Raw genomic sequence first — 24557 nt, forward strand, 5'->3', positions numbered from 1 at the left:
GCAACCCGCGAGCCTCGGGCAACGGTGAGGACTGAGCTGTGGTGACCGGCGCGATCCTCTACGGGTGGTCCGACGAGCAATGGTGCGTACGGGTGGAGTGGTTCAAGGACGGCACCTCGCTGCGCGTAGAGGTGCACAACCCCGGATTCCCGGCGAACGTTCGCCTGCGCCGGCCGGACGCCGATGACGCACACGGGCGAGCTGCTGCCGGCCTTCCTGCGGGGCCTGTGGGTGGTTTCCAGGGTGTGACCGTCGTCGGGGCGGGGTGCCCTGTCAGTGCCGTCTCTTACGCTCCGCTCTTGAACAAGCAGTTCGAGTGGAGAGGGGACGCGGATGGGTGGCAACGCATGGACACATACGGGCCCTTATCAGCGTGATCTGGCGGCCGCGTTCCGGCAGGAGCAGGAAGACGAGCTGGCGCGGGACAACCACGGCTTCGAGGGGCGGTCCGTCGAGGAACTGTGGCGCGACCCGGAGTGGCACGAGTACATCTTCACCGGCGGTACGGGCTCCGTATTGGACTTCCCTCTCATGATCGAGGCCGCGGACACCGATGACGGTCCGTTCATGCGGCCGCTGACCGATGACGAGGTGCGAGCGTGGGCTCCTCACGGTCGGCCCACCTACGAGGAGTGGGACGCCGCGCTCGACTCCGAGCGGTTGGATTTCCCACGCCGCGCCCGGGGGAACTGCACAGTGCTCTACCGCGACGGCAGGCCCGCGCAGATCGCCTACTGGGGGGTCACCGCCGACTAGGGGAGTCGGTACCGCCTTGCGCTGTGGCCCCACACCTGTCCCGGGTCCGGGGCCATATCGTTTTGCGGGCTCACCTGGGAGAACGCTCCAAGATCCCGTCCACGCCTCGTCCACAGACCCCGTCATACGCCCGCTCCGAGCGGCATATGCCTGCACATACGCGAAGACCCCGGCCTCAGCGTTTCCGCTGGTGACGGGGTCTTTGGGCACCTCATGCAGGGTGCCCCCGGCAGGATTCGAACCTGCGCACACGGCTCCGGAGGCCGTTGCTCTATCCCCTGAGCTACGGGGGCGTGTCGGGCGCTTAGCTCTCGCTTGCGGCGACGGGTAGAACATTAGCAGGTCCGGCGGGGTGATCAGGAACCCGTTTCCCCGGGTGGGGGTCGGCGGGTCCCCTGTACGGGGTGGAAGTGGGGAAAACCCGGACGCGGTGGCCGGTCCGGACCTACTCTCGACTTGTGCCAGGCGCTTCGGGTCGGGTGCTTGTTGTGGACGACAACAAGGTCATCCGGCAGCTGATCAGGGTCAACCTCGAACTGGAAGGGCTTGAGGTCGTGACCGCGGCCGATGGTGCCGAGTGTCTGGACGTGGTGCACGAGGTGCGGCCCGACGTCGTGACGCTCGACGTCGTCATGCCCCGGCTGGACGGGCTCCGCACCGCCGCCCGCCTCCGGGCCGATCCCCGTACGCACCACCTGCCCCTCGCCATCATCAGCGCGTGTTCGCAGTACGAGGTCGAGACCGGCCTCGATGTCGGCGTGGACGCCTTCCTCGCCAAGCCCTTCGAGCCGGCTGAGCTCGTACGGCTCGTGAAGCAGCTCATGGAGCGGCGGATCGGGCCTGGGGGGCATGAAGGTCTTGTGGGGTCTGGGGGGCCTGGGTGGCCTGGGGGATTTGGGGGCTCCGGGGGAGATCGCCGTGGGGGTGGTCCCAGTGCGGGAAGCCCGGGTGACGGAAGTCCCGGTGAGGGAAGGTCCGGTGCGGGAAGTCCCGGTGGCGGAGATCGGGGTGGGGGTGGTGAGGGAGAGGTCGATCGTGATGGGGGCTCTCCTGCTCATGGAGCCGCTTCCGCTCCCGACGTCCCCTCCGCTCATCTAGCCGCAACCGCTCCCGACGCCCCCTCTGCCCCCGACGGCCCCTCCACTCGTGGAGCCGCCTTCGCTCACGACACCACCTACGCTCACGGAGTCGCTCCCGCCCAAGGCGTCACCCCCACTCACCCAGTCCCCCCTCGTCCCGCGCCCTCCGAGGATTCCAGGAGCGTCACGGATCCCGCGCTGCTCGACGGTCGCGGCTCCCGGGACGGTGGTCTCTCCGACGGTGTGCCGGGTGGGAGGCCCTTCGGAGGGTAGGTCGGCCGGGGGTGGGGGTGACCGGGTAGTGATAACCGCCTCGCATACCCACCCCCTTCCTCCCCTACGCTTGTCCCGTGACCCCCGTCGAGCTCTCCCGCACCGTGCTGCACGCGGTGCGTCGCGCTGTCGATGACGGGGAGCTGAGCGTGACCGTGCCCGAGCGGGCCGTGGTGACCGAGCCGGGGCCCGGAGGGTGCGGGGACTTCGCCACCACCATCGCGCTCCAGCTCGCCCGGCCGGCCGGGCAGCCGGCGCTGCGGGTCGCCGAGATCCTGCGCGCCCGGCTCGCCGGGACCGAGGGCGTCCGGGACGTCGTCGTCACCGGGCCCGGGTTCCTCAACATCAGCCTCGACGAGCAGGTCGATCCCGTCGCCGGGCTGGTCCGGGAGATCCGGGAGAAGGGCACCCGGTACGGCTACGGAGACGCCCTCGCCGGACAGGTCGTCGCGCTCCGCGTGCCGTACGAGGTGCGGGCCGAGGTCGTCGCCGACGCCGTCGTACGCCTCGTGGACACCCAGGGCGGGCGCGCCACCGTCGAGCACGGCGAGCCCGTCAATCTGCGGCCCGTGCCCGCGCCGGAGGACCCCGCCCCGCTCGGGCCCGACGCCGCCCGGTGGGCCCTCCTCCACCCCGCCCCGCACGACCGGCCCCGGATCACCGCCGATCACCTGATCCAGCGGGAGAGCAATCCGCTGTTCCGCGTGCGGTACGCCCACGCCCGCATCCGTGCCCTCAGCCGCAACGCCGCCCGCCTCGGCTTCTCCGCCGAGCCCGGCCCGATCGGACTCGTCCCGCAGCCCGGCGCCGGGATCTCCGGCACCTATGCGCGGAGTGGTGGACGCCGTCCGGGCGTTTCCGCGGAGGCCGCCGGCGACCCCTTCGGGACCTGCGCGAGCGCCGGTGGCCACAGCCTCCTCGGCACTCTCGCGCACGCCGATGCCAGCCCCCTCGTCAGCCACGGCCCCGCGCACGCCGGCCCCGGCCCCGGCCCCCTCAACCCCCTGAACACCGGCACCGCCCCCTCCGTACCCCCCACCCCCGCCGACGCCATCCCCCTCGGCCCGCACGCGGACACCCCCATCCCCACATCCGCAAGCCCCACCCCCCTCCGCCCGCACCCGGACACCCCCACCCCCCTCCTCACCCCCCTAGCCGCCCACCCCCGCATCCTCGCCGTGGCCGCCACCCGTCGTGCCCCGGATCGGCTTGCCCGGCATCTCGTCACCGTCGCCGATGCCGTGCTGCCTCTGTTGCCCTGCGTGCTTCCCGTCGGCGAGGAGAAACCCTCGGCCGCCCACCGCGCCCGGCTGGCCCTCGCCGAAGCTGCCGGGACGGTGCTGGCCGGCGGCCTGTCCCTGCTCGGCATCGACGCACCCGAACACCTCTGAGGCGCGCGAGCAGACGCGCCCCGGAGAGAGACAGAGAGTCTGAGAGTCACGTCATGAGCCGTTCCGCCCACCCCGCCGGGCCCCGCCACGCCGACGTCCTGCCCGAGGGGCACTACTCCGCGCCGCCCGCCGACCTCAACGTCCTGGACCAGAAGGTGTGGGCCCAGACCGTCACGCGCGGCGACGACGGCGTGGTCACCGTCGGCGGGATCCCGGTCAGCCGGCTCGCCGAGGAGTTCGGCACCCCCGCCTACGTCCTCGACGAGGCCGACTTCCGGTCCCGCGCGCGTGCCTGGCGCACCGCGTTCGGGCCGGACGCCGATGTCTTCTACGCCGGGAAGGCCTTCCTCTCCCGGGCCGTCGTGCGGTGGCTGAACGAGGAGGGCCTCAACCTGGACGTGTGTTCCGGTGGCGAGCTGGCCACCGCGCTGTCCGCCGGGATGCCCGCCGAGCGCATCGCCTTCCACGGCAACAACAAGTCCGTCGCGGAGATCACCCGGGCCGTCGAGGCCGGTGTCGGGCGGATCGTGCTCGACTCCTTCCAGGAGATCGTGCGGGTCGCCCATGTCGCGCAGTCGCTCGGCAAGCGGCAGAAGGTCCAGATCCGGATCACCGTGGGAGTCGAGGCGCACACCCACGAGTTCATCGCCACCGCCCACGAGGACCAGAAGTTCGGGATTCCGCTCGCCGGGGGGCAGGCCGCCGAGGCCGTACGGCGGGCCCTTCAGCTCGACGGGCTGGAGCTGATCGGGATCCACTCCCACATCGGGTCGCAGATCTTCGACATGTCGGGCTTCGAGGTCGCCGCCCACCGTGTCGTCGGGCTGCTCAAGGACATCCGGGACGAGCACGGGGTCGAACTGCCGGAGATCGACCTGGGGGGCGGGCTCGGGATCGCCTACACCAGCGACGACGACCCCCGGGAGCCGCACGAGATCGCCAAGGCGCTCACCGAGATCGTCACGCGGGAGTGCGAGGCCGCCCGGCTGCGCACGCCCCGGATCTCCGTCGAGCCCGGGCGCGCCATCGTCGGCCCGACCGCCTTCACGCTGTACGAGGTCGGCACGGTCAAGCCGCTCGACGGGCTGCGCACGTACGTCTCCGTCGACGGCGGCATGTCGGACAACATCCGGACCGCGCTGTACGACGCCGAGTACAGCGTCGCCCTCGTGTCCCGCGCGTCCGACGCCGAGCCGATGCTGGCCCGTGTCGTCGGCAAGCACTGCGAGAGCGGGGACATCGTGGTCAAGGACGCGTTCCTGCCCTCGGACCTGGCGCCGGGCGACCTGATCGCCGTACCGGCCACGGGGGCGTACTGCCGGTCCATGGCCAGCAACTACAACCACGTGCTGCGCCCGCCCGTCGTCGCCGTGCGGGACGGCGAGGCGCGGGTGATCGTCCGCCGGGAGACGGAGGAGGACCTCCTGCGTCTCGACGTCGGGTGACCCGGACGGCCGCCCCGTGGCAGGGGCCGGAAGATCTGCGGTCTTGCGGTCTCGTACAAATGAAATAGATGTCTCACGATCCGGACGAAGGGTAGAAACTCCCGTCCGGTGAGTGAGACTGGTCCAACCGTAGACGGTAAGAGGAAACGAGGTCGGATGATGCGTACGCGTCCGCTGAAGGTGGCGCTGCTGGGCTGTGGAGTGGTCGGCTCAGAGGTGGCGCGCATCATGACGACGCACGCCGACGACCTCGCCGCGAGGATCGGGGCGCCCGTGGAGCTCGCGGGCGTGGCCGTACGGCGGCCCGCCAAGGTGCGTGAGGGCATCGACCCCTCCCTCGTCACCACCGACGCCACCGCCCTCGTCAAACGCGGCGACATCGACGTGGTGGTCGAGGTCATCGGCGGGATCGAGCCCGCCCGGTCCCTCATCACCACCGCCTTCGAGCACGGCGCCTCCGTCGTCTCCGCCAACAAGGCCCTGCTCGCCCAGGACGGGGCCGCCCTGCACGCCGCCGCCGGGGCGCACGGCCGCGACCTCTACTACGAGGCCGCCGTCGCCGGTGCCATCCCGCTGATCCGCCCGCTGCGCGAGTCCCTCGCCGGTGACAAGGTCAACCGCGTGCTCGGCATCGTCAACGGCACGACCAACTTCATCCTCGACAAGATGGACTCGACCGGCGCCGGGTACCAGGAGGCCCTCGACGAGGCCACCGCCCTCGGGTACGCCGAGGCCGACCCGACCGCCGACGTCGAAGGGTTCGACGCCGCCGCCAAGGCCGCCATCCTCGCCGGGATCGCCTTCCACACGCGCGTGCGCCTCGACGACGTCTACCGCGAGGGCATGACCGAGGTCACCGCCGCCGACTTCCGCTCCGCCAAGGAGATGGGCTGCACCATCAAGCTGCTCGCCATCTGCGAGCGGTCCGCGGACGGTACGTCCGTCACCGCGCGCGTGCACCCCGCGATGATCCCGCTCAGCCACCCGCTCGCCTCCGTGCGCGGCGCCTACAACGCCGTCTTCGTGGAGAGCGACGCCGCTGGGCAGCTGATGTTCTACGGCCCGGGCGCCGGCGGTTCGCCCACCGCCTCGGCCGTGCTCGGCGACCTGGTCGCCGTCTGCCGCAACCGGCTGAACGGCGCCACCGGGCCGGGCGAGTCGGCGTACGCCGACCTGACCGTCTCCCCGATGGGCGACGTCGTCACCCGGTACCACATCAGCCTTGACGTGGCCGACAAACCGGGCGTGCTCGCCCAGGTCGCCACCGTCTTCGCCGAGCACGGCGTGTCGATCGACACCGTTCGGCAGCAGGGCAAGGACGGCGAGGCCTCCCTCGTCGTCGTCACCCACCGGGCCTTCGACGCCTCCCTCTCCGGGACCGTCGAGGCACTGCGCAAGCTCGACACCGTGCGGGGTGTCGCCAGCATCATGCGGGTTGAAGGAGAGTAACCAGCAATGACCCACCAGTGGCGCGGAATCATCGAGGAGTACCGGGACAGGCTGCCGGTTTCCGACACCACGCCGGTCGTGACGCTCCGTGAGGGCGGCACGCCCCTCGTGCCCGCGCAGGTGCTCTCCGAGCGCACGGGCTGTGAGGTCCACCTGAAGGTGGAGGGAGCCAACCCCACCGGGTCCTTCAAGGACCGCGGTATGACCATGGCCATCAGCAAGGCCAAGGAGGAGGGGGCGAAGGCCGTCATCTGCGCCTCCACGGGCAACACGTCCGCCTCCGCCGCCGCGTACGCCGTGCGGGCCGGCATGGTCTCCGCCGTGCTCGTGCCGCAGGGCAAGATCGCCCTCGGCAAGATGGGCCAGGCCCTCGTGCACGGCGCGAAGATCCTCCAGGTCGACGGCAACTTCGACGACTGCCTCACCCTGGCGCGCGCGCTGAGCGAGAACTACCCCGTGGCGCTGGTGAATTCGGTCAACCCGGTGCGCATCGAGGGCCAGAAGACGGCTGCCTTCGAGATCGTGGACATGCTCGGCGACGCGCCCGACATCCACGTCCTGCCGGTCGGCAACGCGGGCAACATCACGGCCTACTGGAAGGGTTACAAGGAGTACGCCGCCGACGGCGTCTCCGGCAGGACTCCTCGTATGTGGGGCTTCCAGGCGTCCGGCAGTGCCCCGATCGTGCGGGGCGAGGTCGTCAAGGACCCGTCGACCATCGCCACCGCCATCCGCATCGGCAACCCCGCGTCCTGGAACCACGCCCTGGCCGCGCGGGACGAGTCCGGCGGTGCCATCGACGAGGTGACGGACCGTGAGATCCTGCGCGCCTACCGCCTGTTGGCCGCGCAGGAGGGCGTCTTCGTGGAGCCCGCCTCCGCCGCCTCCGTGGCCGGTCTGCTCAAGGCCGCCGAGCAGGGCAAGGTGGACCCGGGCCAGCGCATCGTGTGCACCGTCACCGGCAACGGCCTGAAGGACCCCGACTGGGCCGTCGCCGGTGCCCCGCAGCCGGTCACCGTCCCGGTCGACGCGGCCACCGCGGCCGAGCGCCTCGGCCTGGCCTGAGCGCCGGGAGCCGGAGCCGGGAGCCGGAACCAACCGGAGCCGGAGCCCGGACCGGGGCTTGAGGGCCCGGGTGCCCGAGCCGGAGCACCGAGGTGCCTGAGCCCGAGCGCACCGGCGCCCGAGCCCGAGCGCCGGGTCCGGGCGCTCGGGGTCCGGGAAATCCCTGACAGGGTGCACAGAGGGCATACGACACGCATCGTGCGCCTCCTGTGCGCCCTATGTCGCCACAGAACCTTCCTTCGATAGGCTGTACCGAACCCCGCCCGTGGCACATGCCCTCGCACATGGGCGGCGCCGCGCCGGCCGCGCGGCCTGAGGGTCTCCCGTACGTATCGAATGTCTTCGACAGTCACGCAGCTCAAGGAGAGTCAACGAGCGATGGCCGGTCCAGCGTTCCGCGCCGCCGCCGTCCGGGTGCGCGTTCCCGCCACCAGCGCCAACCTCGGTCCGGGCTTCGACGCCCTGGGCCTCGCGCTGGGGCTGTACGACGACGTGGTCGTCCGGGTGGCCGACTCCGGGCTGCACATCGACATCGCGGGAGAGGGCAGCGAGACCCTGCCGCGGGACGAGAGCCACCTCCTCGTCCGCTCCCTGCGCACCGCCTTCGACCTGCTGGGCGGGCAGCCCCGGGGCCTGGAGATCGTCTGCGCCAACCGCATCCCGCACGGCCGGGGCCTCGGCTCCTCCTCCGCCGCCATCTGCGCCGGCATCGTCGCCGCCCGCGCGGTGACCATAGGCGGCGAGGCCCGTCTGGACGACGCGGCGCTGCTGGAGCTGGCCACCGAGATCGAAGGCCACCCGGACAACGTGGCCGCCTGTCTGCTCGGCGGCTTCACCCTGTCCTGGATGGAGGCCGGTGCCGCCCGGGCCATCAGGATGCAGCCGCACCATTCCATCGTTCCGGTGGTTTTCGTGCCCGGGAAGCCGGTCCTGACCGAGACCGCGCGCGGTCTGCTCCCGCGCTCCGTGCCGCACGTCGACGCCGCCGCCAACGCGGGCCGCGCCGCCCTGCTCGTCGAGGCCCTGACCAGGCGCCCCGAGCTGCTGCTGCCCGCCACCGAGGACCGTCTGCACCAGGAGTACCGCGCGCCGGCCATGCCGGAGAGCGCCGCGCTGGTGGAGCGGCTGCGGGCCGACGGCATCCCGGCCGTCATCTCGGGCGCCGGGCCCACCGTCATGGCGCTCGCCGACGCGGACAGTGCCGACAAGGTCTCCCACCTCGCGGGTGAGGGATGGGCCGCCAACCGGCTGGACCTGGACGTCCAGGGAGCGAGCGTGCTGCCGCTTGCGACCTGACACACGGTTGCCGGATTTGGAGAGGGGGAATGTTTGTTGGATCCGGTAGTGTTAATCTCAAGTCTGCACCCGACCCCACCATGGCGAGGTGCCTCGTGTCCCCGTCCGGGACAGACATTCTTCCGGGAACCTCCCGCGCCACTCCGTGTTCCTTGCGTCGTACCTGGGCAGTACGTCGTATGCGAGCACTGAGCGGGCCGCCGGTGAGGGTACCCCCTCCGGGGGAGCTTCGGAATCGGTGCTACCACGCCACGTGACACTGGGTGCCACGGCTCGCGGAAGCGCCATCACCGCACATTTCTTCCGCCGCTTTGGCGGACCACCGCCCCGGCACGGTCCACAGAAGACAGGACCGTAGCCGGACAGCACAACCGGTCGCCGAGCCAGACAGGCCGACGTCCGCTCCAGGGAAGGACCCTTCGTGAGCGACACCACCGATCTGATGGGCGCACGTGTCGAGGAGACCGCTGCCGCGCCCGCCACGGACGCCTCCGCGCCTGCCACCGGTGCCGGCTCCCGGCGGCGCCGCGGTACCGGCCTTGAGGGCATGGTGCTGGCCGAGCTGCAGCAGGTTGCCTCGGGCCTCGGGATCAGGGGCACCGCGCGGATGCGCAAGAGCCAGCTGATCGAGGTCATCAAGGAGGCGCAGGCCGCCGGGGGTGCCCCCGCCGCCAAGGCCGACACCGCCACCGAGACCAAGCCGAAGCGCCGGGCCACCTCCAAGGCCCGCACCGGCGAGTCCGCCGAGAACGGCGAGAGCACGGCGAAGAAGGCGGAGGCCAAGACCGAGGCCCCCGCCGAGAAGGCCGTGGCCCAGCAGCAGATCGAGATCCCCGGCCAGCCGGCCTCCGACGACGCCCCGGCCGAGCGCCGTCGCCGTCGCGCCACCGCCGAGGCGGGCAGCCCGGCCGCGGGCGGCGCCGAGACCGTCGCCGCCGAGGCCAAGGGCGAGCCCAGGGCCGAGACGTCCGCGCAGCCGCAGGGCGAGGCCAGGGGCGACGCCGACGGCGATGGCCGTGGCCGCCGCGACCGCCGCGAGCGCGGCCGGGACCGCGACCGCCGCAACAAGGGCGACGACCAGCAGGGCCAGGGCGGCGGTCGGCAGGACCGGCAGGACCGCCAGGACCGGCAGCAGCAGGGCCAGCAGCAGGGCGGCGGCCGTCAGGACCGCAACACCGGTCCGCAGGACGACGACGACTTCGAGGGCGGCCGTCGCGGCCGTCGTGGCCGCTACCGCGACCGCCGTGGCCGCCGTGGCCGTGACGAGATCGCCGAGCCGCAGCTCGCCGAGGACGACGTCCTGATCCCGGTCGCGGGCATCCTGGACATCCTCGACAACTACGCCTTCATCCGGACCTCCGGCTACCTGCCCGGCCCGAACGACGTGTACGTCTCCCTCGCCCAGGTCCGCAAGAACGGCCTGCGCAAGGGCGACCACGTCACCGGTGCCGTCCGCCAGCCGAAGGAGGGCGAGCGCCGCGAGAAGTTCAACGCGCTGGTCCGCCTGGACTCCGTCAACGGCATGGCGCCCGAACACGGCCGTGGCCGCCCGGAGTTCAACAAGCTGACCCCGCTCTACCCGCAGGACCGGCTCCGCCTGGAGACCGACCCGGGTGTGCTCACCACCCGGATCATCGACCTGGTCTCGCCGATCGGTAAGGGCCAGCGCGGTCTGATCGTGGCCCCGCCGAAGACCGGTAAGACCATGATCATGCAGGCGATCGCCAACGCGATCACGCACAACAACCCCGAGTGCCACCTGATGGTCGTCCTCGTCGACGAGCGTCCGGAAGAGGTCACCGACATGCAGCGGTCGGTCAAGGGCGAGGTCATCTCCTCGACCTTCGACCGTCCGGCCGAGGACCACACGACCGTCGCCGAGCTGGCCATCGAGCGGGCCAAGCGACTGGTGGAGCTGGGCCACGACGTGGTCGTGCTGCTCGACTCGATCACGCGTCTGGGCCGCGCCTACAACCTGGCGGCGCCCGCCTCCGGCCGCATCCTGTCCGGTGGTGTCGACTCGACCGCGCTCTACCCGCCGAAGCGGTTCTTCGGTGCGGCGCGCAACATCGAGGACGGCGGCTCGCTGACCATCCTGGCCACGGCTCTCGTGGACACCGGGTCCCGCATGGACGAGGTGATCTTCGAGGAGTTCAAGGGCACCGGCAACATGGAGCTCAAGCTCGACCGGAAGCTCGCCGACAAGCGCATCTTCCCGGCGGTGGACGTCGACGCGTCCGGCACCCGTAAGGAAGAGATCCTGCTCGGCGCCGAGGAGCTGGGCATCGTCTGGAAGCTGCGCCGGGTGCTGCACGCGCTGGACCAGCAGCAGGCGATCGAGCTGCTTCTCGACAAGATGAAGCAGACCAAGTCGAACGTCGAGTTCCTGATGCAGATCCAGAAGACGACGCCGACGCCCGGCAACGGCGACTGACGGTTCGTCCCAGGGAACAGAACAGAGGCCCGCCCCCGTCCACCGTGACGGGGGCGGGCCTCTGGCATGGGGGCCGCAAGCGAGATCTTTGCCACAAGGGTCCCGGTGGGCGCCGGTTTCCGGGCGGACGATCTCCGGCCTCGAACCCGCAGGTGAGCGCCATATCCACGGATGGAACGACTACGCACAGTGTCCGTCGCCGTACGCGGTGGGCACTGTGCGTCGTGCAACCCTTTCCCGAGTTTCCCCGTCTGACCAGGCGGAGTGACGATGGAGCGGTGACGACCGCGCCTGACCCTGACCTCAGGGGGTAACCGACCTACGAGACCTAGGAGCGACGTGGCCGCCGAGAGTACGCCTCAGCCCGCCATGACAGAGCCGGGCACGACCTCGCGCCGCCGGGCCAAGGGCCGCCGCCGCAAGGCGCCCAGCACGGGACGCAGGGCCCTGCGCGCGACCGCCTGGACGGCGGCCGGCGTGGTGGTGCTGGGCGGGTCCGGCGCCGGGTACCTGTACTTCAAGCTCAACGGCAACCTGCACAGCGTCGACATCAACCAGGCCCTCGGCACCGACCGGCCCTCGAAGGTCGACAACGGCTCCGAGAACATCCTGGTCCTCGGCTCGGACACCCGCTCCGGCACGAACAAGAAGCTCGGCGGCGGCACGGACGACGGCAGCGCCCGCTCCGACACGGCGATGATCGTGCACCTGTACGAGGGCCACAAGCGGGCCAGCGTGGTCTCCATACCCCGGGACACCCTGGTGGACCGGCCCCAGTGCACCGACACCAAGGGCACCACCCACCCCGCCGCGTCCGGCGTGATGTTCAACGAGGCGTACTCCACCGGCGGCGCGGCCTGCGCGGTCAAGACCGTCGAGTCCATCAGCGGCGTCCGCATGGACCACTACCTCGAGGTCGACTTCCAGGGCTTCCAGAAGCTCATCGACGACCTCGGCGGGGTCCAGGTCACCACCACCAAGGACATCGACGACCGGCAGAGCCACCTGAAGCTCAAGGCCGGCACCCACTCCCTGAACGGTGAGCAGGCCCTCGGCCTGGTCCGCACCCGGCACGGCGTGGGCGACGGCTCCGACCTGGGCCGCATCCAGCTCCAGCAGGCGTTCGTCAAGGCCCTGATCGACCAGGTCAAGCACGTCGGCGTCCTCACGAACCCGAAGAAGCTGTACGACCTCGCCGACACCGCCACCAAGGCCGTCACCACCGACTCCGACCTCGGCTCGGTCAACTCCCTGATCGACTTCGCCGGCGGCCTGAAGGGCATCGGCTCGTCCCACATGAAGATGGTGACGATGCCGGTCCAGTACGACCCGGCCAACCCCAACCGCGTCCTCCTGGCCAAGACCAAGGCCCAACTGGTCTGGAACGCCCTGAAGAACGACCGCCCCATTCCGAAGTCGGCCACGGAAGGCACGGCCACGGGCGAGGCCAAGGGCGTCGTCAGCGCCGGTTAGGGGTGCGGTGATCAAGCGGCTCACCGTGCGGTGATCAAGCGGCTCACCCCTGGGCGGACCCACCCCTCACCTGAGCCGGAATAGAACAACCGCACCCCTGGTTTTGGGGGATGGCCCCAGTCCTGGCAGACTGGTACGTCGGTTCCGGTTCACGCCTCCGCATCCCGCGGCAGCGACCCGGCGCCCTCCCGAAACCTAGGAGACACCTTGAAGCGCGACATCCACCCCGCGTACGTCGAGACGCAGGTCAGCTGCACCTGCGGCGCGTCGTTCACCACGCGCAGCACCATCGAGTCCGGCACCATCCGGGCCGAGGTCTGCTCCGAGTGCCACCCGTTCTACACGGGCAAGCAGAAGATCCTCGACACCGGTGGCCGTGTGGCCCGCTTCGAGGCCCGCTTCGGCAAGGCTGCCGCCGGCTCCAAGAAGTAGCGAGCCCCATTTCGCCGGTCCACGGTCACGCCCTCGCGGGGGTGTGCCCGGGACCGGCGTTTTTGGTCGCCCGCCCTTCCCACCACCGCAGTACAGGAGCCCAAGATGTTCGAGGCCGTCGAGGAACTCGTCGCCGAGCACGCCGACCTGGAGAAGAAGCTCGCCGATCCGTCGGTCCACGCCGACCAGGCGAACGCGCGCAAGCTGAACAAGCGCTACGCCGAGCTGACCCCGATCGTCGCCACGTACCGCTCCTGGAAGCAGCACGGCGACGACATCGAGACCGCGCGCGAGCTGGCCGCCGACGACCCCGACTTCGCGGCCGAGGTCAAGGACCTGGAGAAGCGGCGCGAGGAGCTGACCGACAAGCTGCGCCTGCTGCTCGTCCCGCGCGACCCCAGTGACGACAAGGACGTCATCCTGGAGATCAAGGCGGGTGCCGGCGGCGACGAGTCGGCGCTGTTCGCGGGCGACCTGCTGCGCATGTACCTGCGCTACGCCGAGCGCGTCGGCTGGAAGACCGAGATCATCGACGCCACCGAGTCCGAGCTGGGCGGCTACAAGGACGTCCAGGTCGCGGTGAAGGCCCGCGGGCAGATCGAGCCCGGCCAGGGCGTGTGGGCCCGGCTGAAGTACGAGGGCGGGGTGCACCGCGTGCAGCGGGTCCCGGCCACCGAGTCCCAGGGCCGTATCCACACCTCCGCCGCCGGTGTCCTCGTGACCCCAGAGGCCGAGGAGGTGGACGTGGAGATCAACCCCAACGACCTCCGCATCGACGTCTACCGGTCCTCCGGCCCGGGCGGCCAGTCCGTCAACACCACCGACTCCGCCGTGCGCATCACGCACATCCCGACCGGAGTCGTCGCCTCCTGCCAGAACGAGAAGAGCCAGTTGCAGAACAAGGAGCAGGCGATGCGTATCCTGCGCTCCAGGCTGCTCGCCATGGCGCAGGAGGAGGCGGAGAGGGAGGCGGCCGACGCCCGCCGCAGCCAGGTCCGCACCGTCGACCGCTCCGAGAAGATCCGCACCTACAACTTCCCGGAGAACCGCATCTCGGACCACCGCGTCGGCTTCAAGGCGTACAACCTGGTCCAGGTCCTGGACGGCGACCTCGACGCCGTCATCCAGGCCTGTGTCGACGCCGACTCGGCGGCGAAGCTCGCCGCCGCCTGAGAGCCGTCCGCACGCACGAGCACGAGTACGACACGGAGGACTCGCGTGAACCTGCTGCTCGCAGAGGTGGCCCAGGCCACCCAGCGGCTGGCCGACGCCGGCGTGCCCTCGCCGCGCACCGACGCGGAGGAGCTGGCCGCGTTCGTGCACGGCGTGAAGCGCGGCGAACTGCACTCCGTGAAGGACGCCGACTTCGACGCCCGGTACTGGGAGGTCATCGCCCGGCGCGAGCAGCGCGAGCCGCTCCAGCACATCACCGGGCGGGCCTACTTCCGGTACCTGGAGCTCCAGGTCGGGCCGGGGGTGTTCGTGCCCCGGCCGGAGACCGAGTCGGTGGTCGGCTGGGCCATAGACGCCGTGCGTGCCATGGACGTGGTCGAGCCCGGCATCGTCGACCTGTGCACCGGCTCCGGCGCCATCGCGCTGGCCCTCGCCCAGGAGGTCCCGCGCTCGCGCGTGCACGCCGTGGAGCTGTCCGAGGACGCCCTGGTGTGGACCCGCAAGAACATGGCCGGCTCCCGCGTCGACCTGCGCCAGGGCGACGCGCTGACCGCCTTCCCGGACCTCGACGGCCAGGTCGACCTGGTCATCTCCAACCCGCCGTACATCCCGCTCACCGAGTGGGAGTACGTCGCCCCGGAGGCCCGTGACTACGACCCGGAGATGGCGCTGTTCTCCGGCGAGGACGGCCTGGACCTCATCCGGGGCATCGAACGCACCGCGCACCGGCTGCTGCGCCCGGGCGGGGTCGTCGTGATCGAGCACGCCGACACCCAGGGCGGCCAGGTGCCGTGGATCTTCACCGAGGAGCGGGGCTGGGCCGACGCGGCCGATCACCCCGACCTCAACAACCGCCCGCGGTTCGCCACCGCCCGCAAGGCGCTGCCGTGAGCACCCCCCAGTTCTCAACCCCGCAGTACGTGTACGAGGAGGCCAGCTAGACATGGCACGGCGATACGACACCAACGACGCGACCGACCGTGTGACGGGTCTGCGCGAGGCCGCGTCCGCCGTCCGCCGGGGCGAGCTGGTGGTCCTGCCGACCGACACGGTGTACGGCATCGGCGCCGACGCGTTCTCCTCGGAGGCCGTCGCCGACCTGCTCGCCGCCAAGGGCCGGGGCCGCAACATGCCCACCCCTGTCCTCATCGGCTCCCCGAACACCCTGCACGGCCTCGTCACGGACTTCTCCGAGCTGGCCTGGGAGCTGGTCGACGCGTTCTGGCCGGGTGCCCTCACGCTCGTCGCCAAGCACCAGCCGTCCCTCCAGTGGGACCTCGGCGACACCCGCGGCACGGTCGCCGTCCGCATGCCGCTGCACCCGGTCGCCATCGAACTGCTCACCGAGGTCGGCCCGATGGCCGTCTCCTCGGCGAACCTCACCGGCCACCCGGCGCCGGAGGACTGCGACGCCGCGCAGGAGATGCTCGGCGACTCCGTCTCCGTCTACCTCGACGGCGGCCCCACCCCGGGCAACGTGCCGTCGTCCATCGTGGACGTCTCCCGCGAGGTGCCGGTGCTGCTGCGCGCGGGCGCGCTCTCCGCGGAGGAGCTGCGCAAGGTCGTACCCGACCTTGAGGTGGCGAATTGACGGCCCCTGAAGCGGGGCGTGGCATAGGCGGCGGGGGCTACAGCGCGGAGGAGACGACGACGTTCGGGTTCCCCCGCGACACCTTCCGCATCCTCCACGTCAGCACCGGCAATGTGTGCCGCTCGCCCATCACCGAGCGGCTGACCCGCCACTTCGTCGCGGAGCGGCTCGGCGTACTCGGTGGCGGGCTGATCGTGGAGAGCGCCGGGACCTGGGGCCACGAGGGCGCGCCCATGGAGTCCCACGCGGAGACCGTGCTGGCCGAGTTCGGGGCGGACGCCTCCGGGTTCGTCGGCCGGGAGCTGCTGGACGAGCACGTGATCAGGGCGGATCTGGTGCTGACCGCCACCCGCGACCACCGCGCCCAGGTCATCTCCATGGGCCATTCGGCGGGCCTGCGCACCTTCACCCTGAAGGAGTTCACCCGCCTGGTCCGGGCGATAGATCCGGCCACCCTGCCGCCCCTGGAGGACGGCGTGGTCATGCGGGCCCGGGCGCTGGTGCGCGCGGCGGCGGCACTGCGCGGCTGGCTGCTGGCCCCGACCGCGGAGGCCGACGAGGTGTACGACCCGTACGGCGCCCCGCTCACCTTCTTCCGGTCGATCGGCGACGAGATACGGGACGCCCTGGACCCGGTGGTGACGGCGCTGACCGGGGTCGCGGCACGGACGTAGGGCGCGCGGCCGCAATACCGGGCGTCCCGCACCTGCCCGGCCTACATTGGGGATACGTCACCGCCGACCGCCCCGGGAGCCCGCCATGTCGGTCACCCATTCCCTTGAGACCGACGTCCTGCGCCGGCAGGACCCGGCCATGGCCGAGATCCTCCTGGCCGAGCTGGAGAGGCAGTCGACCACGCTCCAGCTGATCGCCGCCGAGAACTTCTGCTCCCCGGCCGTGCTCGCCGCCCTCGGCTCCGCGCTCGCCAACAAGTACGCCGAGGGCTACCCCGGCGCCCGGCACCACGGCGGCTGCGAGCTCGTCGACGTCGCCGAACGCGCGGCCATCGACCGGGCCAAGGCCCTGTTCGGCGCCGCGCACGCCAATGTCCAGTCCCACTCCGGTTCCTCGGCCGTCCTGGCCGCCTACGCGGCCCTGCTGCGCCCCGGTGACACCGTCCTCGCCCTCGGCCTGCCCTACGGCGGCCACCTCACCCACGGCTCCCCGGCGAACTTCTCCGGCCGCTGGTTCGACTTCGTCGGCTACGGCGTCGACGCCGAGACCGGGCTGATCGACCACGACCAGGTGCGCCACCTGGCCCGCAACCACCGGCCCAAGGCGATCGTGTGCGGCTCCATCGCCTACCCCCGGCACCTGGACTACGCCTTCTTCCGCGAGGTCGCCGACGAGGTCGGGGCCTATCTGATCGCCGACGCCGCGCATCCGATCGGCCTGGTCGCCGGGGGAGCGGCACCGAATCCGGTGCCGTACGCGGACATCGTGTGCGCGACCACGCACAAGGTGCTGCGCGGTCCGCGCGGCGGGATGATCCTGTGCGGCCCGGAGCTTGCCGAGCGCGTGGACCGGGCCGTCTTCCCCTTCACCCAGAGCGGCGCCCAGATGCACACCATCGCCGCCAAGGCCGTCGCGTTCGGCGAGGCGGCGACCCCGGCGTTCACCGTGTACGCCCACCAGGTGGTCGCCAACGCGCGCGTGCTGGCCGGTCATCTGGCCGCGGAGGGGCTGGCCGTCACCACCGGCGGCACGGACACCCACCTGATCACCGCCGACCCCGCCCCGCTCGGCGTGGACGGCCGCACCGCGCGCGGCCGGCTGCTGGCGGCCGGCCTGGTGCTGGACTGCTGCGCGCTGCCGCACGGCGACGGCCGCGGGCTGCGCCTGGGCACGGCCGCGGTGACCACCCAGGGCATGGGCGAGCCGGAGATGGTGCGGATCGCGGCGCTGCTGGCGGCCGTGCTGCGCGGCGAGACGGAGCCGGTCGCGGCGCGGGAGGAGGCGCGCGCGCTCACCGGCCAGTTTCCGCCGTATCCCGGCTGAACCGGGGTAGCCGACGGGGGTGCACAGCCACTCGTGCAACCATCGTCGCTACCCGGAAGTCCTCATCCGTATGCGTCCGTCGCTAGGGTGTGGGGCTGTGATGGCCAGCGAGACCTGTGGGGAAGCCCGTGCGTGAATACCTGCTGACGCTCTGCATCACGGCTGCGGTGACGTACCTCCTGACGGGACCGGTACGGAAGTTCGCGATCGTGGCCGGGGCGATGCCGGAGATCCGTGCCCGGGACGTGCACCGGGAACCCACTCCGCGCCTCGGCGGTATCGCGATGTTCTTCGGGCTGTGCGCGGGTCTGCTGGTCGCCGACCACCTGACCAACCTCAACGAGGTCTTCGCGAAGTCCAACGAGCCGCGGGCGCTGCTCTCCGGCGCGGCCCTGATCTGGCTGATCGGTGTCCTGGACGACAAGTTCGAGATCGACGCGCTGATCAAGCTGGGCGGTCAGATGATCGCCGCGGGCGTGATGGTCATGCAGGGTCTGACGATCCTGTGGCTGCCCATCCCGGGCGTCGGCAACGTCGCCCTGACCCAGTGGCAGGGCACGCTGCTGACGGTGGCCCTGGTGGTCATCACGATCAACGCGGTGAACTTCGTGGACGGCCTGGACGGCCTCGCGGCCGGCATGGTGTGCATCGCGGCGGGCGCGTTCTTCCTGTACGCGTACCGGATCTGGTACTCGTACGGCATCGAGGCCGCCGCCCCCGGCACCCTGTTCGCGGCGATCCTGATGGGTATGTGCCTGGGCTTCCTGCCGCACAACATGCACCCGGCGCGGATCTTCATGGGCGACTCGGGGTCGATGCTCATCGGCCTGGTGCTGTCGGCCGGCGCGATCTCGATCACCGGCCAGGTGGACCCGGACGCGCTGAACCTGTACGCGGGTTCGGAGAAGGCGGCGGTCCACCAGACGGTCCCGGTGTACATCCCGCTGCTGCTGCCGCTGACGATCATCGCCGTACCGGCCGCCGACCTGGTGCTGGCGATCGTGCGCCGCACCTGGCGCGGTCAGTCGCCGTTCGCCGCCGACCGCGGCCATCTGCACCACCGTCTGCTGGAGATCGGCCACTCGCACAGCCGGGCCGTGCTGATCATGTACTTCTGGTCGGCGCTGATCGGCTTCGGCGCGCTGGCGTACTCGGTCAACTCGGCGTCGATGTGGATCGTGCTGGGCGTGGTCTTCCTGAGCGCGGTCGGCCTGGTCCTGCTGCTGCTCCCGCGCTTCACCCCGCGCGTGCCGGTGTGGGCCCAGCGGTTCGTGCCGCCGCGGTACCGCAGGCGGCGCCGGGCTCCCGAGGCCACCGCGGCGGCGGAGGCCGCCACCGGCACGGAAGCGGAGGCTCCGGGCGGCGAGGAGCGGACCCCGGTCACGGCCGGTGTCTCGGGCGTCAACGGGGCGACCGCGATCGGCGCCAGGTCACGATTCCTCGATCGCCGTTGACGGCCAAGGTAAGAATCTGACTAGAGCATTGCCAACTCGTGGGGGAGCAAACGCCCCTAATACCAGACAAGTGGGCACGGTTTTTGCACAGACGCGCACTGTCACTCTCATGTGTGACAGCGAGCACACCCACCAGGTAAAGACCTCATCAAATAGTTTGTGATACGGTTCACGAGAACCCCGGATAGAACCGAAGGACCCGAGTGCGACGGTCCATTGGTGTGAGGTCTCGATCACTCAGCCCGGGACTACGCTCGTCCATGACGACACCCTGCCCCCTGTGAAAAGCGGAGTTGCCGCCATGCCGTCCAATGACGTCCGGAACCTTGCGCAGATCGCCGTGCCCACGGCGGCTGCCGGCGTGATCGCCGTCGCCGTGAGCGCCGCGGTCGCGGGGGGCAAGGGCGCGCTCGGCGCGGTCGTCGGCACGGTGTTGGCCATCCTGTTCATGGGAATCGGCCTCTACGTGCTCCAGTGGACGGCAAAAACGCTCCCGCAGCTCTTCCAGGCGATGGGGCTGCTGCTCTACGTCGCCCAGCTGCTGCTCCTCCTGATCTTCGTCGCCGTCTTCAAGGACACCTCGCTCTTCAACGCGAAGACGTTCGCCGTGTCGCTCGTCGTCGCGACCGTCGTGTGGATGGCCGCGCAGGCACGCGCGCACATGAAGGCCAAGATCTTCTACATCGACCCGGACTCCGCGAAGAGTGAGAAGCCCGAGAAGACAGGGCGGAAGCCGTGAGGGGTAGGGGCGGGATAAAGGCTTGTGAGATCTCCTGCTATCGTCCGGTGCCAACTGCGGCATCGCGGGCGCGGGCATCTGAGCTGACGCCTGCTCGATCGCGAGGCTCGATGCCCCCCAGCCGCCCCCACATCCGTAACACCAGTCCGGTGCCGATCCGCGGCCATGTGCCGCGCCGACACAACGAGGTTGCCGAACCCATGCGTCACGCCGAAGGAGCCCGCGGTGAGTGCTGACCAGACCCAGCTCGCCTTCGACTGGAGTTGTCGGATCATGTCCGACAACGGGTGTGGCTTCCCGGCTCCGGGCCTGCACTCCTTCCTGTTCAAGCCGCTCGCCACGGTCGGCGGCTTCGAGTTCAACAAGGTGATGCTGCTCGCGCTCGTCACCAGCGTGCTCGTCGTCGCCTTCTTCTGGGCCGCCTTCGGCAAAGCCAAGGTCGTCCCGGGCAAGCTCCAGATGATCGGCGAGGCAGGCTACGACTTCGTCCGCCGCGGCATCGTGTACGAGACCCTCGGCAAGCGCGAGGGCGAGAAGTGGGTGCCGCTCATGGTCTCCCTCTTCTTCTTCATCTGGATCATGAACGTGTGGTCCGTGGTCCCGCTCGCGCAGTTCCCGGTCTCCTCGATCATCGCCTACCCGGCGGTGCTCGCCGCGATCGTCTACGTCACCTGGGTCGCGCTGACCTTCAAGAAGCACGGCTTCGTCGGCTTCTTCAAGAACGTCACCGGCTACGACAAGTCGCTCGGCCCGGTGCTGCCGCTGGTCATGGTCATCGAGTTCTTCTCGAACCTGCTGGTCCGCCCGTTCACGCACGCGGTGCGACTGTTCGCCAACATGTTCGCCGGTCACCTGATGCTGGTGATGTTCACCGTCGCCTCCTGGTACCTGCTGAACAGCTGGATGGTCCCGGCCGCCGGCGTCTCCTTCGTGATGACGATGGCCATGATCTGCTTCGAGCTCTTCGTCCAGGCCGTCCAGGCGTACGTCTTCGTCCTGCTGGCCTGCTCCTACATTCAGGGCGCTCTCGCCGAGCACCACTGAGTCGTACCACCGCCCCCAACCCCCAGTCGTCCGGTGGCCAACCCCCACCGGTCCATGAAAGAGAAGGAAGAACCGGCATGTCCGCTCTCCAGACCCTTGCTGCTGAAACCGGCGTCCACGGCTCCGTCGGCTCCATCGGTTACGGCCTCGCCGCGATCGGCCCCGGCATCGGCGTCGGCATCATCTTCGGTAACGGCACCCAGGCCCTGGCCCGTCAGCCCGAGGCCGCCGGTCTGATCCGCGCCAACCAGATCCTGGGCTTCGCCTTCTGTGAGGCGCTCGCCCTCATCGGCATCGTTATGCCGTTCGTGTTCGGTAAGTAATCAGCGCTTACCCGACACGAATCGACGAAAGGCACTGATGTGATCGCCAACCTGGTTGCACTCGCGGCCGAGGAGGAGCAGAACCCGCTCGTTCCTCCGGGTCCCGAGCTGCTCGTCGGCACCATCGCCTTCGCCATCGTGTTCTTCTTCTTCTGGAAGAAGCTGCTTCCGAACATCAACAAGGTTCTGGAGGAGCGTCGCGCGGCGATCGAAGGCGGCATCGAAGAGGCCGACGCCATGAAGGTCGAGGCCCAGAGCGTCCTTGAGCAGTACAAGGCCCAGCTCGCCGAGGCCCGGCACGAGGCCGCGCGCCTGCGCCAGGAGGCGCAGGAGCAGGGTGCCGCCCTCATCGCCGAGATGCGGGCCGAAGGCCAGCGCCAGCGCGAGGAGATCGTCACCGCCGGCCACGCCCAGATCGAGGCCGACCGCAAGGTCGCCGCGTCCGCGCTGCGTCAGGACGTCGGCAAGCTCGCCACCGAACTGGCCGGCAAGCTCGTCGGCGAGTCCCTTGAGGACCACGCCCGCCAGAGCCGTGTGATCGACCGCTTCCTCGACGAGCTTGAGGAGAAGGCCGAGGCCGCGCGATGAACGGAGCGAGCCGCGAGGCCCTGGCAGCCGCACGTGAGCGTCTCGACGCGCTGACGGACTCCACGTCCGTCGACGCCGCGAAGCTCGCGGACGAGCTGGCGGCCGTCACCGCGCTGCTCGACCGCGAGGCCGGCCTGCGCCGGGTCCTCACCGACCCGGCGCAGCCCGGGGAGGCGAAGGCGCAGCTGGTCCAGCGCCTGATCGGCGGCCAGGTCAGTGGCTCCGCCGCCGACCTGGTGTCCGGACTGGCCCGGTCCCGCTGGTCGCAGCCCCGCGACCTGGTGGACGCGCTGGAGGAGCTGGCGAACATCGCCGACCTCACGGCCGCGGAGAAGACGGGCACCCTCGACGACGTCGAGGACGAGCTGTTCCGGTTCGGCCGGATCGTCTCCTCCAACACCGGGCTGCGCGCCGCGCTCACCAACCGTGCCGCCGGTACTTCGGCCAAGACCGAGCTGCTGCACCGGCTCCTGGGCGGACGGGCCAAGCCGGTCACCGAGCGGCTGGTGACGCGCCTCGCGACCGCGCCGCGTGGACGTAGCCTGGAGACGGGACTGGAGTCCCTGTCCAAGCTCGCCGCCGAGCGCCGGAACCGCATGGTCGCCGTCGTCACCTCGGCGGTGCCGCTGAGCGACGGGCAGCGCGAGCGCCTCGGTGCCGCCCTGACCAAGCTCTACGGACGTCGGATGCACCTCAACCTCGACGTCGACCCCGAGGTCGTCGGCGGGATCCGGGTGCAGGTCGGTGACGAGGTCATCAACGGCTCCCTCGCGGACCGGCTGGACGAGGCCGCCCGCCGCATGGCGAGCTAGCAGCAACTCGATATTTCGAGAAGAGCAGTACGTACTTACGGCCCTGGTTGGGCCGTGCAGAGGATTCCTGGGGGTCGCCCCCAGACCCCCAAAGTGAAACTTCGGGCCCAACAAGGAGAGCAGGGAACCCAGATGGCGGAGCTCACGATCCGGCCGGAGGAGATCCGGGACGCGCTGGAGAACTTCGTCCAGTCGTACAAGCCGGACGCGGCCTCGCGCGAGGAGGTCGGTACGGTCACCCTTGCCGGCGACGGCATCGCGAAGGTCGAGGGCCTGCCCTCGGCCATGGCCAACGAACTGCTGAAGTTCGAGGACGGCACCCTCGGCCTCGCGCTGAACCTGGAAGAGCGCGAGATCGGTGCCATCGTCCTCGGTGAGTTCAGCGGCATCGAGGAGGGTCAGCCGGTCACGCGCACCGGTGAGGTCCTCTCCGTCGCGGTCGGCGAGGGCTACCTCGGCCGTGTCGTCGATCCGCTCGGCAACCCGATCGACGGCCTCGGCGAGATCGAGACCGACGGCCGCCGCGCCCTTGAGCTGCAGGCCCCCACGGTCATGCAGCGCAAGTCGGTGCACGAGCCGATGGAGACGGGTTACAAGGCCGTCGACGCGATGACCCCGATCGGCCGTGGTCAGCGTCAGCTGATCATCGGCGACCGCCAGACCGGCAAGACCGCCCTGGCCGTCGACACGATCATCAACCAGCGTGACAACTGGCGCTCGGGCGACCCGAAGAAGCAGGTCCGCTGCATCTACGTCGCCATCGGCCAGAAGGGCTCCACCATCGCCGGCGTGCGCCGCGCGCTGGAGGAGAACGGCGCGCTGGAGTACACGACCATCGTCGCCGCCCCGGCGTCCGACCCGGCCGGCTTCAAGTACCTGGCGCCGTACACCGGTTCGGCCATCGGCCAGCACTGGATGTACCAGGGCAAGCACGTCCTGATCATCTTCGACGACCTGTCGAAGCAGGCCGACGCCTACCGTGCCGTGTCGCTGCTGCTGCGCCGCCCGCCGGGCCGTGAGGCCTACCCGGGTGACGTCTTCTACCTGCACTCCCGGCTGCTGGAGCGCTGCGCCAAGCTCTCCGACGACATGGGTGCCGGTTCGATGACCGGTCTGCCGATCGTCGAGACCAAGGCCAACGACGTCTCGGCGTTCATCCCGACCAACGTCATCTCCATCACCGACGGCCAGTGCTTCCTGGAGTCGGACCTGTTCAACGCCGGTCAGCGCCCCGCGCTGAACGTCGGTATCTCCGTCTCCCGAGTCGGTGGTTCCGCGCAGCACAAGGCGATGCGCCAGGTCTCCGGCCGCCTCCGTGTGGACCTCGCCCAGTTCCGTGAGCTGGAGGCGTTCGCCGCCTTCGGTTCCGACCTGGACGCGGCCTCGAAGGCCCAGCTGGAGCGCGGTCAGCGCATGGTCGAGCTGCTGAAGCAGGACCAGTACCAGCCGATGGCCACCGAGGACCAGGTCGTCTCCGTCTGGGCCGGCACCAACGGCCGCATGGACGACGTACCGGTCGCCGACATCCGCCGCTTCGAGAAGGAGCTGCTGGACTTCCTGCACCGGAAGCACCAGGGCCTGCTCACCTCCATCCGCGAGGGCGCCAAGATGTCGGACGACACGATCCAGGCGATCGACGACGCCGTGGCGGAGTTCAAGAAGCAGTTCGAGACGAGCGACGGCAAGCTGCTCGGCGAGGACGTTCCTGCCGCTGCCGCCAAGTGACGTAAGGAAGGGACCTG

Annotated in this window: 21 protein-coding genes, 1 tRNA gene and 2 pseudogenes; 23 read left to right on the forward strand and 1 reads right to left on the reverse strand. The window is 70.4% G+C overall.

The genetic code is table 11. The features are described from left to right. Positions 1–38: 38 nt before the first annotated feature. A pseudogene (locus IE273_RS44050) lies at positions 39–200 on the forward strand (ATP-binding protein); the annotation flags it as partial. 133 nt (positions 201–333) lie between these two features. Continuing rightward, on the forward strand, positions 334–756 hold the full coding sequence (locus tag IE273_RS34490) for a hypothetical protein (protein WP_189819062.1): 423 nt from the start codon (positions 334–336) through the stop codon (positions 754–756). Positions 757–977: 221 nt separating this feature from the next. Here the strand turns inward: IE273_RS34490 and IE273_RS34495 are convergent. Next, positions 978–1049: transfer RNA gene (locus tag IE273_RS34495), tRNA-Arg, on the reverse strand. Between the two features lie 111 nt (positions 1050–1160). On the opposite strand from IE273_RS34495, the pseudogene IE273_RS34500 reads away from it, so the two are divergent. The 21 genes and pseudogenes from IE273_RS34500 to atpA all read left to right on the forward strand — a co-directional run. Then, positions 1161–1679: pseudogene (locus IE273_RS34500) on the forward strand (response regulator); the annotation flags it as partial. 506 nt (positions 1680–2185) lie between these two features. Continuing rightward, positions 2186–3499 carry an ArgS-related anticodon-binding protein NrtL gene (nrtL, locus tag IE273_RS34510; protein ID WP_189819063.1) on the forward strand — a complete coding sequence of 438 codons (1314 nt, stop codon included), beginning with the start codon at positions 2186–2188 and terminating at the stop codon, positions 3497–3499. Between the two features lie 53 nt (positions 3500–3552). Next, positions 3553–4944: a diaminopimelate decarboxylase gene (gene lysA / locus IE273_RS34515; protein WP_189819064.1), complete on the forward strand. Its 1392-nt coding sequence runs from the start codon at positions 3553–3555 to the stop codon at positions 4942–4944. A 159-nt stretch (positions 4945–5103) separates the two neighbouring features. Then, a complete protein-coding gene (locus IE273_RS34520; protein WP_041665996.1) occupies positions 5104–6393 on the forward strand; it encodes a homoserine dehydrogenase in 1290 nt (429 codons plus the stop codon). A gap of 6 nt (positions 6394–6399) precedes the next feature. Then, positions 6400–7458 (forward strand): threonine synthase, encoded by a 1059-nt coding sequence (gene thrC / locus IE273_RS34525; RefSeq protein ID WP_189819065.1) that lies wholly within the window; start codon positions 6400–6402, stop codon positions 7456–7458. A 378-nt stretch (positions 7459–7836) separates the two neighbouring features. Continuing rightward, positions 7837–8754: a homoserine kinase gene (thrB, locus tag IE273_RS34530; protein WP_189819066.1), complete on the forward strand. Its 918-nt coding sequence runs from the start codon at positions 7837–7839 to the stop codon at positions 8752–8754. 421 nt (positions 8755–9175) lie between these two features. Next, positions 9176–11188, forward strand: coding sequence for a transcription termination factor Rho (rho, locus tag IE273_RS34535; RefSeq protein WP_189819067.1), 2013 nt, complete (start codon positions 9176–9178; stop codon positions 11186–11188). A gap of 339 nt (positions 11189–11527) precedes the next feature. Next, complete coding sequence (locus IE273_RS34540) at positions 11528–12661, forward strand: LCP family protein (RefSeq protein WP_189819068.1); 1134 nt, start codon at positions 11528–11530, stop codon at positions 12659–12661. A gap of 207 nt (positions 12662–12868) precedes the next feature. Beyond that, positions 12869–13093, forward strand: a complete 225-nt coding sequence (gene rpmE, locus IE273_RS34545) for a 50S ribosomal protein L31 (protein WP_014675000.1) — start codon at positions 12869–12871, stop codon at positions 13091–13093. Positions 13094–13198: 105 nt separating this feature from the next. Beyond that, positions 13199–14266, forward strand: coding sequence for a peptide chain release factor 1 (gene prfA, locus IE273_RS34550; RefSeq protein ID WP_189819069.1), 1068 nt, complete (start codon positions 13199–13201; stop codon positions 14264–14266). 45 nt (positions 14267–14311) lie between these two features. Beyond that, positions 14312–15157, forward strand: coding sequence for a peptide chain release factor N(5)-glutamine methyltransferase (gene prmC / locus IE273_RS34555; protein WP_189819070.1), 846 nt, complete (start codon positions 14312–14314; stop codon positions 15155–15157). A 52-nt stretch (positions 15158–15209) separates the two neighbouring features. After that, positions 15210–15857, forward strand: coding sequence for an L-threonylcarbamoyladenylate synthase (locus tag IE273_RS34560; protein ID WP_014675003.1), 648 nt, complete (start codon positions 15210–15212; stop codon positions 15855–15857). Continuing rightward, positions 15854–16531 carry an arsenate reductase/protein-tyrosine-phosphatase family protein gene (locus tag IE273_RS34565; protein WP_058081908.1) on the forward strand — a complete coding sequence of 226 codons (678 nt, stop codon included), beginning with the start codon at positions 15854–15856 and terminating at the stop codon, positions 16529–16531. Before IE273_RS34560 ends, IE273_RS34565 begins: the two co-directional genes overlap by 4 nt. Before the next feature lie 85 nt (positions 16532–16616). Further along, on the forward strand, positions 16617–17855 hold the full coding sequence (glyA, locus tag IE273_RS34570; protein ID WP_189819071.1) for a serine hydroxymethyltransferase: 1239 nt from the start codon (positions 16617–16619) through the stop codon (positions 17853–17855). Between the two features lie 128 nt (positions 17856–17983). Then, a complete protein-coding gene (locus tag IE273_RS34575; RefSeq protein WP_014675006.1) occupies positions 17984–19309 on the forward strand; it encodes an MraY family glycosyltransferase in 1326 nt (441 codons plus the stop codon). Between the two features lie 301 nt (positions 19310–19610). Continuing rightward, positions 19611–20048 (forward strand): Cg1360 family ATP-synthase-associated protein, encoded by a 438-nt coding sequence (locus tag IE273_RS34580; protein ID WP_014675007.1) that lies wholly within the window; start codon positions 19611–19613, stop codon positions 20046–20048. A gap of 225 nt (positions 20049–20273) precedes the next feature. Beyond that, positions 20274–21092, forward strand: a complete 819-nt coding sequence (gene atpB / locus IE273_RS34585) for a F0F1 ATP synthase subunit A (RefSeq protein WP_494487335.1) — start codon at positions 20274–20276, stop codon at positions 21090–21092. Between the two features lie 77 nt (positions 21093–21169). Beyond that, positions 21170–21415, forward strand: a complete 246-nt coding sequence (gene atpE, locus IE273_RS34590; protein WP_014675009.1) for an ATP synthase F0 subunit C — start codon at positions 21170–21172, stop codon at positions 21413–21415. 39 nt (positions 21416–21454) lie between these two features. Continuing rightward, positions 21455–22003, forward strand: a complete 549-nt coding sequence (locus IE273_RS34595) for a F0F1 ATP synthase subunit B (RefSeq protein ID WP_189819072.1) — start codon at positions 21455–21457, stop codon at positions 22001–22003. After that, complete coding sequence (locus tag IE273_RS34600; protein WP_189819073.1) at positions 22000–22815, forward strand: F0F1 ATP synthase subunit delta; 816 nt, start codon at positions 22000–22002, stop codon at positions 22813–22815. The genes IE273_RS34595 and IE273_RS34600 overlap by 4 nt, the downstream gene beginning before the upstream one ends. 132 nt (positions 22816–22947) lie before the next feature. Next, complete coding sequence (gene atpA / locus IE273_RS34605) at positions 22948–24540, forward strand: F0F1 ATP synthase subunit alpha (RefSeq protein WP_103812605.1); 1593 nt, start codon at positions 22948–22950, stop codon at positions 24538–24540. Positions 24541–24557 lie beyond the last annotated feature (17 nt).

The sequence above is a fragment of the Streptomyces olivaceoviridis genome, from assembly GCF_014650115.1.
Classification (GTDB): Bacteria; Actinomycetota; Actinomycetes; order Streptomycetales; family Streptomycetaceae; genus Streptomyces; species Streptomyces olivaceoviridis.

Excerpts from the sequence above, each read along its gene's own strand:
- IE273_RS34490 (WP_189819062.1), top strand. The coding sequence starts at position 334 with ATGGGTGGCAACGCATGGACACATACGGGCCCTTATCAGCGTGATCTG.
- lysA (WP_189819064.1), top strand. The coding sequence starts at position 3,553 with ATGAGCCGTTCCGCCCACCCCGCCGGGCCCCGCCACGCCGACGTCCTG.
- IE273_RS34520 (WP_041665996.1), top strand. The coding sequence starts at position 5,104 with ATGCGTACGCGTCCGCTGAAGGTGGCGCTGCTGGGCTGTGGAGTGGTC.
- thrC (WP_189819065.1), top strand. The coding sequence starts at position 6,400 with ATGACCCACCAGTGGCGCGGAATCATCGAGGAGTACCGGGACAGGCTG.
- thrB (WP_189819066.1), top strand. The coding sequence starts at position 7,837 with ATGGCCGGTCCAGCGTTCCGCGCCGCCGCCGTCCGGGTGCGCGTTCCC.
- prfA (WP_189819069.1), top strand. The coding sequence starts at position 13,199 with ATGTTCGAGGCCGTCGAGGAACTCGTCGCCGAGCACGCCGACCTGGAG.
- IE273_RS34560 (WP_014675003.1), top strand. The coding sequence starts at position 15,210 with ATGGCACGGCGATACGACACCAACGACGCGACCGACCGTGTGACGGGT.
- glyA (WP_189819071.1), top strand. The coding sequence starts at position 16,617 with ATGTCGGTCACCCATTCCCTTGAGACCGACGTCCTGCGCCGGCAGGAC.
- IE273_RS34580 (WP_014675007.1), top strand. The coding sequence starts at position 19,611 with ATGCCGTCCAATGACGTCCGGAACCTTGCGCAGATCGCCGTGCCCACG.
- atpE (WP_014675009.1), top strand. The coding sequence starts at position 21,170 with ATGTCCGCTCTCCAGACCCTTGCTGCTGAAACCGGCGTCCACGGCTCC.
- IE273_RS34600 (WP_189819073.1), top strand. The coding sequence starts at position 22,000 with ATGAACGGAGCGAGCCGCGAGGCCCTGGCAGCCGCACGTGAGCGTCTC.
- atpA (WP_103812605.1), top strand. The coding sequence starts at position 22,948 with ATGGCGGAGCTCACGATCCGGCCGGAGGAGATCCGGGACGCGCTGGAG.